The following is a 14,866-nucleotide window of genomic DNA, read 5'->3' as shown; positions in this document are numbered from 1 at the left end:
ATCAAGCGAATGGTGACCGTCCGCGCCATCAATGCGCGGTCTTGACCATATCCACTTGGGTTTCGGTGATCTCGTCGTGCAATATGTGGTCGAGCCTGTCGGCGACGAGCTGGTCGTCGCGGCGGATCTCGCGTTTCCAGGGCTGGCGGCCCTTCAGCACGCCCGATTCATCGACGATCTCGGCGACATATTCCTCCTGGCGATAAGCCATAACATGGACGCCGGAGACGCCAGGAATTTCCTTCACCTGGTTGATGATGTCGATGCAGAGCTGCTTGCCTTCCTTCTTCTGATCCTGCGCGCCTTCCAGCCGCTTGACGATAGAATCGGGGATATGAATGCCTGGCACGTTGGAGCGGATCCATTTGGCCGTCTTGGCCGAGGCCAGCGGGCCGACGCCGCACAGGATGAAGCATTTTTCCGTAAAACCGAGATCGCGGACCTGCTGCATGTAGGTGCGGAACATCGGCACGTCGAAGCAGTATTGGCTCTGCACGAATTGGGCGCCGGCGGCGATCTTCTTGCCCAGCCGGTAGGGGCGGAAATCGATCGGCGGCGCGAAAGGGTTGATCGCCGCGCCGAGGAAAAGCTGCGGCGGCGTCGTCAGCTTGCGGCCGGACAGGAACTTGCCGTTGTCGCGCATGATGCGGCAGGTTTCCAGGAGCGACATACAGTCGAGATCGAACACCGGCTTGGCGCCCGGCTGGTCGCCGGCCTGCACGCCGTCGCCGGTCAGGCACAGCATGTTGGCGACGCCCATCGCCGCCCCGCCCAGCACGTCGCCCTGGATGGCGATGCGGTTCCTGTCGCGGCAGGCGATCTGCATGATCGGGGCATAGCCCATGCGGGTCAGCAGCGCACAGATGCCAACCGACGACATGTGGCAGTTGGCGCCCGACGCGTCGACGGCGTTGATGGCGTCGACCCAGCCGTCGAAGATTTTCGCGCGGTTGTAGACGTCCTCCGGATCGGCGCTGTCGGGCGGGTTGAGTTCGGTGGTCACCGCGAACTCGCCGCGCCTCAGAACGCGCTCCAGCCGGCCGCGCGAGGTGTGGCCGGGCAGGGGATCGAGTGGCAGGTGGATGCCGGCCGGGTTCTCGTCGCGCTGGCGGCCGATCATGCCGATGCTCCAGGGTTAGAGGTGTTGCGCGAGGCTTCGCGGGCGGCGGCAGCCTGTGCCGTCACCCGCAGCCATGCCGAGGTCTCACGCAGCGACTGGTCGACGGGCTTCTGCACGTCGAGAATCTTGTCGCCATGCACCATGTTGCGTGAACCTTCCCAGGCCTTGACCCAAACGCACGGCATATCAGGCTCGACCTCGCAATTGCCGTTGGCGCGCACACCGCCGCAAGGGCCATTGCGCAATTGCTTGGGGCAATTCATCGGGCACGACATGCCGGTAGAAGAAAGGATGCACTGGCCGCACATGCGGCAGTCGAACATAAAACCCTTGACGCGTTTTTCGACAAATTTGATCGGACCTTCGACGCGGCCGTAACCGATGCGCTTCCACAGCGGATGGAGGAGCAAAAACATGTCGGAGAACTTGGCGTAGAACCATTCGAGGAGTCGCGAGTGGCGGACGGACCACAGCCTGACCGCGAAGGAGCGCTGCACGCGCCGCTGCGGCGACACGTCGGCCGGCTTGTAGTCGGATTTCGGCGCTGCCTTCTTGACCAGAGTGGCCTGGGTAATCGCCGGGGTCGTTTCAGACATCTTCTTTCCCGCCCGCTTTAACCAGAGCGACCAGCCGTTCGCGGTCGTATTTCGCGTCGATGTCCTGAAGGGCTTTTTCGGCCTCGCCTTCAAGATCATCGCTGACCGGCACGGGGTCGGCCTTGCGCCATTCGGCCAGGTAGTCGTCGGTGCCGCCGGCGCCGGTGCGCATCGCACACATGTCGATCGCCTCGGTGAAACGCAGCGGCAATTCGCGCTTGGCGTTCTGCCGGCCTTTCTTGACGATGACCTGGGCGGGGATGTCGCGCCAGTAGACGACGATCAGATCGGCCATGAATTCCTACTCCCGTAGAGCGCCGTGCGTCCAATCGGAAAGGACGCTCTACTACTTTGGCTCAGCTGCATCGTACTTTTCCGGAGATCGATTCCGATCTTCGGGCCGATGCAGTGGTTCGGAGCATTGCCGGAAGCGCTGTTGGGCTGCTTGTTATGGGACGACGCGCGCGCATTCAAAAGCGACGCAATTGGAGGCCGCAAAAGGAAAGGTGAGAGTTTTCGATATTTGGCTTGGTTTGGATCAGCCGGTGCGACGATCGAAGCTGCCGACAAGCTTCCTGTGGAAGCGGATATAGCCTCGCTCGGTTGTTCGCAGGTGTTCGGCGACGATCTGATGGAAACGCGGCAGGCGGTGAAAGGGAACGGCCGGATAGGAATGGTGCTCGGAGTGGTACGGCATGTTCCACGCCACGAAGCGCACCAGCCGCGTGGTAAAGGTGGTGCGGGTGTTTTCGAGCATGTTGGCGACATGCGGGCAAAGCGCGTGCTCGGCCAACAAATAGGCCCGCAAGAAGGGCTGGCCGACGAGCACCGGCACAATCCAAACCCACAGCAGCAGCGACGACTGCACGGCCAGTGAGATCATCAGCAGCACCGCATAGGCGGTCAGGAATAAGCGTGCTTCCGAAATCACCTTGTCGCGGCCCTTTTCCGGCACGAAGCCGTCGCGGTTGCGGCCGGCCGCGTTGACGACGATCACGCGCGCCATGCTGGTCCAGTAGGGGACGCCGGAGAGATAACGCAGGTACTGGACTATGGTCTCCGGTTTCGGCGCCATCAGTTCGGGGTCGTTGTCCGGATCATGCGTGTGGCGGTGGTGCGCGAAATGGAAATAGCGGAACCAGGCCGGCGGCAGCAGGATCAGGAAGCCGGTCACGGTGGCGATGGTCCGATTGAGCCACGCCGTCCTGAAGGCCGTTTCGTGGATGGTCTCGTGCAACAGCGTGAAGAAGAAGACGATCAGGACCCCCTGCGGCAGCATGAGAATGGGCCAGAACGGAATCCGGGCGGCGATCAGCACGCCCAGCACGACAACCAGCCCGCCGTGAACGGTCAGCCGGACAATGCCGGGCCTGTCCAGTTTGGCGGTGAGGTCGCGACGATCCTCGACCGAAAGGCTGGCGATGATGGTGCGGTGGTCGATTTCGCTCATACCGGCAAGCTTATCGCCGGGGCGCCGTCCGGTAAATCGGCGCTCGGTAACAGACGCAGGTTTTTACGCCGGTCCAGAAATAGAACCAGATCGTCGCATGACCACTGTTTCGAGGGCAGGCCCGGGATATGATATGGCAAGCTTGCCGGCTGCGCATCCCTGACCGCCTCGATGCTATCGCGTGAGAATGCCGCCTGCCGCAGCGCGTAGCTTGAAATCATATCGCCTGCCTCAGGCTTGCCGCGCACCTGCCGCAGCACGCCGCAAGCCAGGGATCGCGCGCTCAGCGCTTGAATTCAAGGATGTCGAGCTTCGATTCGTAATAGGGCGCCGGGAACTCGATGCGCCATTCGTTGGCGCTGTTGCGAAAGGTATAGCCGACCTGATCGCTTTTCGGGCCGCCGCCATAGGGTTTTGCAGGATCGTCGTTGACAGAAAGGGAGCCGAGATAGATCGAGCGCTTTTCGCCGTCGTCGAAGAAACGCCCCTTGGTGCGCTGCGAACCGGTGATTTTTTCCAGCATCCAGCCCGAACCGTCGTCGCTCACCTTGCACTTGAACCAGCCATAGATGACGAGCGGGCTCAGCCCGCCGGCCTTGATCGTACGGCACTGCCAGTTGCCGGTCAGGTCCTTGTCGGAAAACGAGACCAACGGCTTTGCCAGCAAGGCGTCGAGCTGCTTGACATCGGCGGCGTCGCCAGCCCTGGCTTCGTCAAGGGCTGCCTTGCGCGTCTCGTCATATTTGTCGAGCCGCACCTTGTCGGCGGGCGTGATCAGCTTCTGCACCTCGCCATCGGCGAGCGCGGGCAGGGCGAAGCAGACAACGCCTGCGGCAATCAGGAGGCGAGCGATCATCGGTGCGTTTCCTGGTCGAAAGCTGGAACAGCCTGTTTTCTCGTTTGGCATACAACTTACCCGTTCGCGGTGACATGTCATCCGTGCTTAACAGCGATCAGCTTAAAAATCGTGGTTTCGCCGATGCGGATCTTGCTTACGGGATCGTCAGGGTGGCTGGGCAGCGCGCTAGCGCCGCGCCTGCGGGCTCTTGGCCATGGCGTCATCGGTCTCGATCCCGCCCTGTCGGCGCAAACGCAGGTGATCGGCTCGGTCGCCGACCGTGATCTGGTCATGCGGACGATCAGGGAAAACCGCATCGAGGCGATCATCCACAGCGGCGCGCTGCACAAGCCTGACATCGAACACCAACGTAATGAGGATTTCATCGAGACGAATGTGCGCGGCACGCTCAACCTGCTCGACGCGGCGGTGGTATCAGGCGTTCAGCGCTTCGTCTTCACGTCGACGACCTCGCTGATGATCTCCAAAGCCATACGCGCAGGCTTGACCGGCGGTACGCGCAAGGCCGCCTGGCTGACGGAAGACGTGACGCCCGAGCCGCGCAACATCTACGGCGTAACCAAGCTTTCGGCCGAGCATCTTTGCCGCCTCTATCACGCCCAGTCCGGACTGCCGGTGATCGTGCTGCGCACTGCGCGGTTCTTTCCTGAGGCAGACGACATGGCGCATGCGATCGAGCAGTCGGACGCCAACACCAAGGCCAATGAGCTGTTGTTCCGCCGGCTGACCGTGGAAGATGCCGCCGAGGCCCATGTCGCGGCGCTGGAGAAGGCGCCACGACTGGGCTTCGACATCTTCATCGTCTCGGCGCCAACGCCGTTCCGGCCCGATGATTGCGAGGCATTGATTGCCGATGCATCGTCCGTCGTCGCGCACTATTTTCCGGAATTTCCGGCGCTCTATGCGCGAAAGGGCTGGACGATGTTTTCCTCGATCGACCGTGTCTACGACGCCTCGCGGGCGCGGGACAGGCTGGGCTTCGTCTGCAAGACAAGCTTTGCCGATGTGATTGCCGCGCTCGCAGCGGACGAAGGGGCCGCCTGATCGAACCGTCAGGCTTGTGCCGCAGCGCTGGCCAGCTCCGTCGTCAGGTCGCCATAGCCGGTCGAGCGGCGCTCATAGGCGAGGCCGAGCATTCTTGCGGCCTTCTCGGCGACCTTGTCGAGTTCCGGGTCGTCGGTCTGGGCGATATAGACCAGCTTCTCGTAATTCCCGAAATAGTCCTTGATCAGCTCCGGATGCCTGTCGAGGCCGAGCGGCTTCATGAAGAAGGCGTCGAACTGCCGGCACAGGAAATCGGTCATGTAGAACGACATCATGTCGTCGTCGGCGACCTTCGCATAGGCATCCATGCCCTGATAGAAGGCAAAGCAATGCGGCCCGGCCATGCGCTCGACCCCATGCTTCTCGCAGACACGGTCAAGCAGGCCGCCGGTGCCGCAATCGGCGTAGCCGACGAAGATGTTACTGTAGCCGTCTGCCTTGGCCTTTTCGATTGCCTTGTCCATGGCTGGCGCGATGCGGTCCGGGTAGAAATGGAATTCCGCCGGCAGGCAGGTCAGGTCGAGATGGTCGAGCCCCAGCTGCTCCTTGACGGCCAGAACTTCGCGCGCAATCATCCCGCAGGCGATGACAAGCAGCCTGTCGCGTTGATCGGGTTTTAGCTTTCGCGCAATGCTCATGGAACCAGTCTAACCGATTTTCGTTGCTGTCCCACGAATCTATCTGTTGAGGGAGATACCATTCATGAAACCGCTACGCATTGCTCCGATCGCCATTCTCGCTTGCGCCCTGGCACTTTCGGCCTGCGCCAACACCGTCCGTGGCGTCGGCAGGGACGTCAAATCGACAGCCAACGCGGTTGAGGACACGGTCGAGAACCCCTGATCGGCAGTCTCGCCAAAGCGCATCGCTCTCAAGATAGTTCAAGCGATGCGTATTAAGTCCTTGTAACATCTGGGAACGAGAAAGTCGTGCTGCAAGGCGCGGATCGGTTTATGGTCCATGCCGAATTCGCCCAGACGAGGCCGAAGCGCGGAATCGTCTCCGCCTATTGCAATTATTTTCGTTGGGGCGGGCACGAAAAGTTGACTTTTCGAGCGGGGGATATGCCGTTAATCTTTCCCTGTACTCTCAACAACGAAGCTAGGAGCCATAGGATGAAGACCGCTCTCTTAGTTGTCGCCGCTCTGGGCCTTTCGGTGTCCGGCGCCGCAGCGGAATGTGTTGGCCACACTAAAACGACGGCTTCCGTAGATCAGCAAACCAAAGCTGCAAGCGTAGATCAGCAGACCAAAGTCGCAAGCGTCGCGAATACGCCGACAACTGCCGAAACGCCGATCCTGAAAAAGGAAGAGGCGAAAGAATCAGAATAGGCGCTTCAACCCGCCCGATCCTACCATAAGCACTCAGCCGCTAGCGCCGGAGGCTGTCATCGCGGCAGCCAGCGAGGTTAAGCCGTCTACTAACGGTGTCGTTCTTTGGCGTGGCACTGGATGCCGAAGGCCAGTCGAGTGGCTGGCAGCATGCGCAATGGTTGCGGCCATGCAACTGGCGTTAATGCAACAAACACCTAACAGAGTACAGGCCTGGGTGGCGGTGTCGTACAGAAATTCGTAAAAAGGGGCCGGCGCGACGAACGCCGACCCTTCTCAGGCAGTAAGAGCGCTGGGTTTTAGCGTGTCAGGTTCCGACGCCCGTTCCCTCGTTGCAGGTGCCGAGCGGCGAGGCTTCCAACGCGGCGCACAGGCCGGTAAAACGCCCGGTAACCCAGCCACCAATCGCCAGGATCGCAAGTATCGCTGCTGCGGCAATGATGCCGACAAGGATCGAATATTCGACCATGGCAGCGCCTGAATCGTCTTGGCAAAACTGCCGGGCCGTCGTCATGAGTGTGTCCATGGAGTTCCCCTTTTAGACCCGACGTGTCCACGTCGGTCCAGCAAAATGCGCGGGAGCTAATGCAATAGCATCATTCGAACGAGGGACTAGAGCCGCCTAGAACCCAATTCTGATAAACTGCGGGCAGCCAGTCACCGCATAGCTTGGCGTCGTGAATGTCCCCACGCCCGTGAAATAATGGCAGATGAACCCGTCCGTTGGATCCTTTTCGTCGTGGTAGAGAACTGCGGTCGACGTAATCAGCAACCCGCCAATCGCCCCCGCCGCTAGAACTGTCAGCACCCCCAGAGAGACGACTGCTTTCCGCATTTTTTAGCCCGTGACTCGCCTTCAACGCGTTTGTTGCCGATTGGAGTCCAGACGCGGCCAAGGTCGGCTTTAGGTGGCGCGCGCCAAGCCAACGGCTATTCAGCCGATCCGCCCGCGCTCATGGCGGGAGTGCAGGTTTTAACCTCACCGATCGAAACCGACTTCATCACAATGAACGGCGACAATCTCAAAAAGTCAGGGCATCACCGGCGCATCGGAATTCTGCTGGATCGAATAGATGTGTTGGCTGGGAAATAGCACAATTAGGCGCTCCGCGAAGGTAATCGCTGAGGCCGAGTGCGCCGAACGCGCCGCAAAGACGGCAAGATTGAAATCGCTTCGTATGGCAACTCAGGGTGACCTGAAGGTTTCGTTTCCGGAGGAGCTCGATTGCTCGCTGCTTGTCGCGGCACTGACTCAAGGCGAATCATCGGGCCAGCCTTTCAACCGTCTCAATGATGGCTTTGGCAAGGGCTTCGCCTTCATGGACAGGCTCGGAACCGAATAGCACAAACTGCTTCCTCGCTCGGCAACACCCCGGCTGGGCGGGTTTGTTCAATAGTTATGCGAACCAGTTTGAGGGCGGCCCAGGCGCTGCGGATGTTCTCTTGGACTCTATGCTAGCCACAATGTCACGCAGCGGCTTGTTGCGCTTCTGGGGCCGGTATTTCTCCACCCGCCTGGTTCTCGCGTACCCGCTTTCGCACTGTAGCGGTGATCGCCACCACGTCACCAATACCCCTATGCCCCGCGCCATGAAATTGAGTCTGGAAGCGCGCTAGGGTTTGGTCAAGATGTTGCTAATATGCGGGACAACGCTCTTCGCTCTAGCGGGGGCCGGCCCAGCGGCTTGGTTGCGAGGGGGACTGGCAGCTGGAGGCCGCTGGGCCTTGACCACCAGCGAGCTTAAGAGGAGGCGCTGTGCTGGCTGACCAAAACTTGCGCTCAAGGCAACGGAATAGCATCATTCGAACGAACACTGTTCGTCAGTATGTTCCTCATGCCGAACATTGGGGGCGCTCAATCTGCTCAGCCGCAGGCCAGCGGACGATGAGCAGCCGCATTTTGCCGCCATGTCGAGAGGCTGACGGAATCTATTGTTCGGTCGGCAACGGCTCGCGAGGAGCAGCACCTCGCCAAGGTCCCGCTTGTCGAACGTCTGGCCACAAACGGGGGCAGGTAGAACAGCCCGACAGCCAATCGGGGGTGACCAGAGGGCCGCCGGGCCTAACCAGCGGGCAATTGGGTCCGTTCGCCGGGAGCAGTGGGCCTATCCCCGCGCTCAGCCCCCACTGCAGATCGGACCCGATCGGCCCCGCTCAGAGGAGGAGCGCGGGCTTCTCCTTGTCGGTCCGATGCGCCAGATTAGGGAAGGCCGGCGCCGCTTGGGGGGCGTTGGGATAGATTGCCTTGTAGGGCGCCGGCCGGGCGGCGTTGGGGTCTGCCGCACGAATTAGCTGACAGAGGTTGGGACCGTGGGCATGGCGTGATCGCGGAAGTACCGTGCGTCCAATAGCTACCCGGCCGGCGCCATGCCGACGGCAATGCCTATGCCGATCGAGAAATCCAGTGGCGAGCTTGCCGCCGAGGTCAATGGGACAAAGGCGCCGAGGGCACCGCGCCAGTCCCTCGGGAAATTGGCTAAAAAGCTCAGGCCGACGCGCGGACGTTGTGCTTGCGCTTCATGAAGTCCTTGGCGGTCTCGACCGCCACGGCCGCGTCGCGGCAATAGGCGTCGGCGCCGACGGCTTTGCCGAATTCCTCGTTGAGCGGCGCACCGCCGACCAGCACGACATAGTCGTCGCGGATGCCCTTTTCCTTCATCGTATCGATGACGACCTTCATATAGGGCATGGTCGTCGTCAGCAGCGCCGACATGCCGATGATGTCAGGCTGGTGCTGTTCGATGGCGTCCAGATATTTTTCCACTGCATTGTTGATGCCGAGGTCGATGACGTCGAAGCCGGCGCCTTCCATCATCATGCCGACGAGGTTCTTGCCGATGTCGTGGATGTCGCCCTTGACGGTGCCGATCACCATCTTGCCCTGCTTCGGTGCGCCGGTGGCGGCGAGCAGCGGACGCAGGATGGACATGCCCGCCTTCATTGCATTGGCGGACAACAGCACTTCCGGCACGAACAGGATGCCGTCGCGAAAATCCTCGCCGACGATGCGCATGCCCTCGACCAGCGCCTCGGTCAGCACCTTGTAGGGCGCCCAGCCGCGCTCGAGCAGGATTTGGGTCCCTTCCTCGATTTCTTCCTTCAGTCCGTCATAAAGGTCGTCGTGCATCTGCTGCACGAGCTCGTCGTCGGAAAGCTCGGAAAGGATGATCTCGTCGTCGGCCATTTTTAATCCAGCTCCTTGCCGCACGGATACAGTTGCGGGGCCCCAATATCACGTCAATACCTAACCCGCTACAGGCTTGCGTCCATAGCTGATTTGCGACTTCCCGCAAAAGGAAAGCGACTGCAAATCTATTGGAATTCTTGTCGATTTTGCGACAGGCGTTGGCGCTGGCGGGCCGTTTCGAATAGGGTGCATGGCTACGATCCGGCCAGAAGCCGCGATATGCGGCCGTAATAATCAGGCCAGAACAAAGTCAGGGAAGGACGATCATGAGTGAGAACGCGCCGGTCGACCAGGAAGCGTCAAACGCGCGGCGCGGACGCGCCGCCAGCGGTGGTGCCGCTGCCCGCCGGGCAGCGCGCTCGGGTGGCGGCCCCGGCACCCAGCTCACCTACATCAAGCGCAAGATCAACGTTTATGAGGTGCTGGACGAGGAAGGGCTGGCGCTGATCGAGAAGAACACCGACACGGTGCTCGAAGAGATCGGCATCATCTTTCGCGACGACGCCGAGGCGCTGCAGCTGTGGAAAGAGGCCGGCGCCGACGTCAAGGGCGAGCGCGTGCATTTCCCGAAGGGGCTCTGCCGCTCACTTTTGAAAACCGCGCCATCCGTCTATACCCAGCATGCCCGCAATGCCGAACGTTCGGTGCAGATCGGTGGCAACGCCACCGTCTTCGCGCCGGTCTACGGCCCGCCCTTCGTGCGCGACCTCGATGGCGTCAGGCGCTATGCGACCATCGAGGATTTCCGGAATTTCGTGAAGCTCGCCTATATGGCGCCGTCGATCCATCATTCGGGCGGCACGGTGTGCGAGCCAGTCGACGTGCCGGTCAACAAGCGCCATCTGGACATGATCTACAGCCACATCAAATATTCGGACAAGCCGTTTATGGGCTCGGTCACCGCGCCCGAGCGCGCCGAAGACACGGTGGCGATGGCCAAGATCGTGTTCGGCGACGATTTCGTCGAAAACAACACGGTGCTAACCAGCCTGATCAACGCCAATTCGCCGATGGTGTTCGACGAGACCATGCTGGGTGCGCTGAAAGTCTATTCGCGTCACAACCAGGCCTGCATCGTCACGCCGTTCATTCTCGCCGGCGCAATGAGCCCGGTGACGGTCGCCGGCACGCTGACCCAGGTTCTGGCCGAAGTGCTGGCCGGCGCGTCGTTCACGCAGCTGATTCGGCCGGGCGCGCCGGTGCTGTTCGGCACCTTCGCCTCGTCGATTTCGATGCAGTCGGGCGCGCCGACCTTCGGCACGCCGGAGCCGTCGCTGGTTTCCTATGGCGCGGCGCAGCTCGCCCGCCGGCTCGGCCTGCCGTTCCGCACCGGCGGCTCGCTCTGCGCTTCGAAGATACCGGACGCGCAGGCGGCCTATGAGAGCGCCAACACGCTGAACTCAACGATTCTCGCCGGCACCAATTTCGTGCTGCATTCGGCCGGCTGGCTCGAAGGCGGACTCGCCTCCTGCTACGAAAAATTCATGATGGACATCGACCAGCTCGGCATGACGCAGAAATTCTCCGAAGGCGTCGACCTGTCGGAGAACGGCCAGGCGATGGACGCCATCCGCCAGGTCGGCCCGGGCAGCCACTATCTCGGCTGTGACCACACCCAGGCCAATTTCCAGACCGCCTTCTACCGTTCCAACATCGCCGACAACAATTCCTACGAGCAGTGGCTGGCCGAAGGCGAAAAAACCGCACCGCAGCGCGCCAACGAACTCGCCCGCCGCTGGCTGGAAAGCTACGAGGCGCCGCATCTCGATCAGGGTATCGACGATGGGCTGAAGGAGTTCATCGCCAGGAAGAAAGCGTCGATGGCCGACGCCTTCACCTGAAAGGAGCCCGAGTCAGGCGGGGCTAAAGTCGCCAACATCATCCATAAGGAAGTCTGGCGGAGCGCCTTCTCCGACCCGGACAGGAAGGGATGATCCTCGCGCGCAGCATGATCGAAACCATCGCGGCAGCACTTTCCGCTCACGGTCTCACCTTGCGCGGCGGTTTCAATTTTGCAGGCGGCGAGGAAACGCCTTCCGGCCTCTCTGGCGGTGCCGCCAGATCGGTGCTGCTGGTGGGGCAGGCGGGCGCCGCGCCATGGCCGCATTTCCTGCACTGGAAAGAAAGCCAATCACAGGCCGTCGCCAATCCGCTCGATACATGGTCTCGCGAAGTGATCGGCGGGGTGGCGAACGACTTCGGCGCGCGTGCCGTGTCTCCGTCCGACAGACCGTATCTGCCGTTCCAGCAATGGGCGATGCGGGCCGAGGGGTTGCGGCCGTCGCCGCTCGGCATCCTCATGCATCCGCAATACGGACTCTGGCACGCCTATCGCGGCGCGCTGCTGTTCGAGGTCGAAATAGCGCTTCACGAACCCTGCGGCGTGATTCACCTTTGCGACACATGTGTCGACAAACCTTGCCTGAAATCCTGTCCCGTCAACGCGTATTCTGCGGATGGTTTCGCGTATGAAACTTGTCTGGCGCATGTGCGTGGGCAAAGCGGCGCGCCTTGCCGCACCGGCGGCTGTCTCGACCGCAACGCCTGTCCCTATGGTGCCGACTACCGCTATCCGCCTCAGGTTCAGGCCTTTCATATGGCGGCGTTCGCGGGTCGGTAGCGTCGCCGAATGCCGCACGCAATCTTGAAAGGGGTTGCCTCATTGCGACTTGCCCTGTTGGCCTGCGTGGATATTGATCGCGCGACAATCAGAAGGAGTGGGTGATGGCGAAGCGGGACATTCAGATCAAGACCAGCGACGGCTTGGCAAAAGCCGGGCTGTTCCGCTCGGCGGCCTCGGCCAAGGCCGCAATCATCCTCTATATGGACGCTTTTGGCCCGCGGCCGGCGCTCGACCAGATGGCGGAACGGCTTGCAGGCGATAATTACGCGGTATTGGTCCCGGACCTTTTCTACCGCAACGCGCCCTACGGCCCTTTCGAGGCCAAGACCGCCTTCAGCGACGAGAAGCGCAAAGCCGTCATCACGGGTCTCCTCAGCGGCACGACACAGGACATGACCATCCGCGACAGCGGCGCTTTCCTCGATGCGCTCGATGCCGAAGGCGTTACCGGACCGGTCGGCACCGTCGGCTATTGCATGGGCGGAGCGCGGGCGCTGAACGCCGCCGCGACCTATCCCGGCCGGATCGTTGCCGCGGCTAGTTTCCATGGCGGCAATCTGGCGAGCGATGCCGCCGACAGCCCGCACCGAAACGCTACGTCGATCAAGGCGCGGGTCTATGTCGGCACGGCGGGTGTTGACAGAAGTTTTCCGCCGGAGCAGTCGGCACGGCTGGCCGAAGCGCTGCGCACGGCTGAAGTCGACCATGTCATCGAGAACTATGCCGGCATGGCGCATGGCTGGTGCGTGCCGGACCACAGCGCCTTCGACGCAACGGGCGCCGAGCGCCACTCGAAGCGATTGGCGACGCTGTTCAGTGAAACGTTGGGCTAGCTCGTCGGGGCCGGCGACATAGTCTCGAAACATAGCTCCTGAATACCGGCGGCAGTCGTTTGATCAGGGGGCATGATGCGGGTTTCTCTCAGGAGCAAGATTCTAGGCCTTTGCCTGTTGACCAGTGCGATGGTCCAGCCAGCCTTTGCCGATCAAGCAAAATGTTCCTGCCGCAACCTGCGCAGCGTTCAGGAAGAACTGAAGAACGCCGAGTATGAGGCGATGTTCTTCGCCGATATGGCGGCGAAGCTCAAGGCGGTCGAGGATCCGCTGATCGAGGCGCACAAGAACCCGATCCATCCCGATTCAGACGTTAACATCCAAGACCGATCGTCCAGGGCGCGCGCCGACGTCATGCGCACGTTCAAGCTTCCTCACAACCCGGCCTACGGCTACTCGGGTCCTTTGACGGTGGACATGAAGTTTGGCAGCTGCGAGCAGAAGCCGGCCGATCTAGAGGCACTGCGCGCCGGCTCGCAGTGCAAGGAAATCGCGGACATCACGTTGGCTCACGAGGCCGCGCACAGGGAGAGATGCGCAAGGGAAACCGCTGCGGTCTATTGGGACAGGTTGCCCAGTCAGATCGCCGCCGAAGAAGCCGAACGCTATCGGGAGCAGGCCAACGCCATGCGGGCGCAGCTCAAGCGCATCGTGGATGAGGGGACAATCACCGTGGCAGCGAAGATGGAACCCCGCATCAAGGGTCCACAGTTCGATGTCACCTATTCCTTTGTGATGCCGTCGATCGAGATGGAGGGCAAGAGCTCGCCCGGGTCGGACAGTTGGACGGTGAACGGAAAGGGCAAACAATCCGGCAAGATCAAGAACGCGAAGATTGGCGGCATGACGTGCAAATCGAGCGGGCAACTCAACGACGACATCGATATGGCTCTGGATACGGATGGCTTTGTTATGAGCCTCAAGAGCAAGTCGAAAGGCAGGCCCGGGGACGTAAAGCTTCGCTGCATGGGCGGCTACGGCATGTCGATGCGTCCTCAAGGCGAAGTCGGCAGCGGCGAGGTGTTTGCAGCAGAACGCTTTGCGAGCGAGGCGGACATCTCGCAAGATGTCAGCACGATGCCGTTTGCCAAGATCGTGACACAGGGCGGCATGTCGGTCAGCGGCAAGCACACGGTCACCGTGCGCCTGGTCTGTCCCGGAGAGTGAGGAGCACCCATGGTTGGTGGTCTCGAAGGCGGTTTGTCCTTTTCTTTCCACCACCCCAAGGAATCGCCACTAGCCTTCGTCAAACAGGCAAATGATGGCGATGATGCTGGATGAAAGCGAAGCCTCCGACGCCGAGTTGATCGGGCGGGCAAAGGGCGGAGACAGGCGGGCTTTCGGCAAATTGCTCGAAAGGCACTATGATTTCGTCTATCGCGCCGCATATCGCTGGTGCGGGAAGAAGGCCGACGCCGAGGATATCGCCCAGGAAGTCTGCGTCCGGCTCGGCCGGGCGATCCGCGAATATCATGGCAGCGGCGCCTTCACCACCTGGCTCTACACCATGACGCTGAATGCGGCACGCGACGTGATGCGCAAGACGGTCCGCGAGACGATCAAGATCGAAGCCTACGGAGCTTACGAGCTGATCACGGGAGAAGCCCCGGCCGAGCCCGAAGATCCGGCCGAGGCGCTTTGGGCAGCGGTGCGGATGCTGCCGGACAAGCAGCGCGACGCGGTGCTGCTCGTCTATGGCGAAGGGCTCAGCCACGCAGCCGCGGCCGAGGCGATAGGCATCTCGGAGACGACGGTTTCCTGGCACATCCATGAAGCGAAGAAACGGTTGAAGACGCTCATGCGTTCAGCCGGGGAAGTGTGAT

Annotated in this window: 18 protein-coding genes; 9 read left to right on the top strand and 9 right to left on the bottom strand. The window is 61.4% G+C overall.

From position 1 onward, the window contains the following. Nucleotides 1-28 precede the first annotated feature (28 nt). The 6 genes from ACWTU7_RS18020 to ACWTU7_RS17995 all read right to left on the bottom strand — a co-directional run bounded on the left by ACWTU7_RS18020 (nucleotide 29) and on the right by ACWTU7_RS17995 (nucleotide 4,022). Nucleotides 29-1,120 (bottom strand): methylenetetrahydrofolate reductase, encoded by a 1,092-nt coding sequence (locus ACWTU7_RS18020; protein WP_287348979.1) that lies wholly within the window; start codon nucleotides 1,118-1,120, stop codon nucleotides 29-31. Continuing rightward, nucleotides 1,117-1,716 (bottom strand): methylenetetrahydrofolate reductase C-terminal domain-containing protein, encoded by a 600-nt coding sequence (locus ACWTU7_RS18015; protein WP_065012251.1) that lies wholly within the window; start codon nucleotides 1,714-1,716, stop codon nucleotides 1,117-1,119. Before ACWTU7_RS18015 ends, ACWTU7_RS18020 begins: the two co-directional genes overlap by 4 nt. Continuing rightward, nucleotides 1,709-2,011: a virulence factor gene (locus ACWTU7_RS18010; RefSeq protein WP_095521910.1), complete on the bottom strand. Its 303-nt coding sequence runs from the start codon at nucleotides 2,009-2,011 to the stop codon at nucleotides 1,709-1,711. Before ACWTU7_RS18010 ends, ACWTU7_RS18015 begins: the two co-directional genes overlap by 8 nt. 243 nt (nucleotides 2,012-2,254) lie before the next feature. Continuing rightward, nucleotides 2,255-3,166 (bottom strand): fatty acid desaturase, encoded by a 912-nt coding sequence (locus ACWTU7_RS18005; RefSeq protein ID WP_455839400.1) that lies wholly within the window; start codon nucleotides 3,164-3,166, stop codon nucleotides 2,255-2,257. After that, entirely contained in the window at nucleotides 3,163-3,426 is a 264-nt protein-coding gene (locus ACWTU7_RS18000; RefSeq protein WP_455839399.1) for a hypothetical protein, read from the bottom strand. Before ACWTU7_RS18000 ends, ACWTU7_RS18005 begins: the two co-directional genes overlap by 4 nt. 23 nt (nucleotides 3,427-3,449) lie before the next feature. Beyond that, nucleotides 3,450-4,022, bottom strand: a complete 573-nt coding sequence (locus tag ACWTU7_RS17995; RefSeq protein ID WP_455839398.1) for a DUF4893 domain-containing protein — start codon at nucleotides 4,020-4,022, stop codon at nucleotides 3,450-3,452. Nucleotides 4,023-4,145: 123 nt separating this feature from the next. Here ACWTU7_RS17995 and ACWTU7_RS17990 point away from each other — a divergent pair, with 123 nt between their 5' ends. Beyond that, on the top strand, nucleotides 4,146-5,069 hold the full coding sequence (locus ACWTU7_RS17990) for an NAD-dependent epimerase/dehydratase family protein (protein WP_455839397.1): 924 nt from the start codon (nucleotides 4,146-4,148) through the stop codon (nucleotides 5,067-5,069). 8 nt (nucleotides 5,070-5,077) lie between these two features. Here ACWTU7_RS17990 and ACWTU7_RS17985 read toward each other — a convergent pair whose 3' ends face one another. Then, a complete protein-coding gene (locus ACWTU7_RS17985; RefSeq protein WP_029351925.1) occupies nucleotides 5,078-5,707 on the bottom strand; it encodes a DUF1638 domain-containing protein in 630 nt (209 codons plus the stop codon). A gap of 64 nt (nucleotides 5,708-5,771) precedes the next feature. On the opposite strand from ACWTU7_RS17985, the gene ACWTU7_RS17980 reads away from it, so the two are divergent. After that, on the top strand, nucleotides 5,772-5,912 hold the full coding sequence (locus ACWTU7_RS17980; RefSeq protein WP_023798937.1) for an entericidin A/B family lipoprotein: 141 nt from the start codon (nucleotides 5,772-5,774) through the stop codon (nucleotides 5,910-5,912). Nucleotides 5,913-6,184: 272 nt separating this feature from the next. Continuing rightward, a complete protein-coding gene (locus tag ACWTU7_RS17975; protein ID WP_029351924.1) occupies nucleotides 6,185-6,400 on the top strand; it encodes a hypothetical protein in 216 nt (71 codons plus the stop codon). A gap of 307 nt (nucleotides 6,401-6,707) precedes the next feature. Here ACWTU7_RS17975 and ACWTU7_RS17970 read toward each other — a convergent pair whose 3' ends face one another. Beyond that, nucleotides 6,708-6,926, bottom strand: coding sequence for a Flp family type IVb pilin (locus tag ACWTU7_RS17970; protein WP_029351922.1), 219 nt, complete (start codon nucleotides 6,924-6,926; stop codon nucleotides 6,708-6,710). Nucleotides 6,927-7,578: 652 nt separating this feature from the next. On the opposite strand from ACWTU7_RS17970, the gene ACWTU7_RS17965 reads away from it, so the two are divergent. Beyond that, complete coding sequence (locus tag ACWTU7_RS17965) at nucleotides 7,579-7,743, top strand: hypothetical protein (protein WP_156768590.1); 165 nt, start codon at nucleotides 7,579-7,581, stop codon at nucleotides 7,741-7,743. 1,142 nt (nucleotides 7,744-8,885) lie between these two features. Here the strand turns inward: ACWTU7_RS17965 and ACWTU7_RS17960 are convergent. Further along, nucleotides 8,886-9,584, bottom strand: coding sequence for a corrinoid protein (locus ACWTU7_RS17960; RefSeq protein WP_455839396.1), 699 nt, complete (start codon nucleotides 9,582-9,584; stop codon nucleotides 8,886-8,888). Between the two features lie 269 nt (nucleotides 9,585-9,853). Here ACWTU7_RS17960 and ACWTU7_RS17955 point away from each other — a divergent pair, with 269 nt between their 5' ends. The 5 genes from ACWTU7_RS17955 (at nucleotide 9,854) to ACWTU7_RS17935 (ending at nucleotide 14,865) form a co-directional block, all read left to right on the top strand. Continuing rightward, nucleotides 9,854-11,428: a trimethylamine methyltransferase family protein gene (locus ACWTU7_RS17955; protein ID WP_236386362.1), complete on the top strand. Its 1,575-nt coding sequence runs from the start codon at nucleotides 9,854-9,856 to the stop codon at nucleotides 11,426-11,428. An 89-nt stretch (nucleotides 11,429-11,517) separates the two neighbouring features. Next, nucleotides 11,518-12,207, top strand: coding sequence for a hypothetical protein (locus ACWTU7_RS17950; RefSeq protein ID WP_455839395.1), 690 nt, complete (start codon nucleotides 11,518-11,520; stop codon nucleotides 12,205-12,207). A gap of 104 nt (nucleotides 12,208-12,311) precedes the next feature. Beyond that, complete coding sequence (locus ACWTU7_RS17945) at nucleotides 12,312-13,043, top strand: dienelactone hydrolase family protein (RefSeq protein WP_455839394.1); 732 nt, start codon at nucleotides 12,312-12,314, stop codon at nucleotides 13,041-13,043. Nucleotides 13,044-13,160: 117 nt separating this feature from the next. Then, entirely contained in the window at nucleotides 13,161-14,210 is a 1,050-nt protein-coding gene (locus ACWTU7_RS17940; protein ID WP_455846532.1) for a hypothetical protein, read from the top strand. A gap of 94 nt (nucleotides 14,211-14,304) precedes the next feature. After that, entirely contained in the window at nucleotides 14,305-14,865 is a 561-nt protein-coding gene (locus ACWTU7_RS17935; RefSeq protein WP_029351906.1) for an RNA polymerase sigma factor, read from the top strand. Nucleotide 14,866 lies beyond the last annotated feature (1 nt).

The organism is Mesorhizobium sp. BHscii, from assembly GCF_053848065.1.
This window is presented reverse-complemented; position numbering and strand designations above follow the sequence as displayed.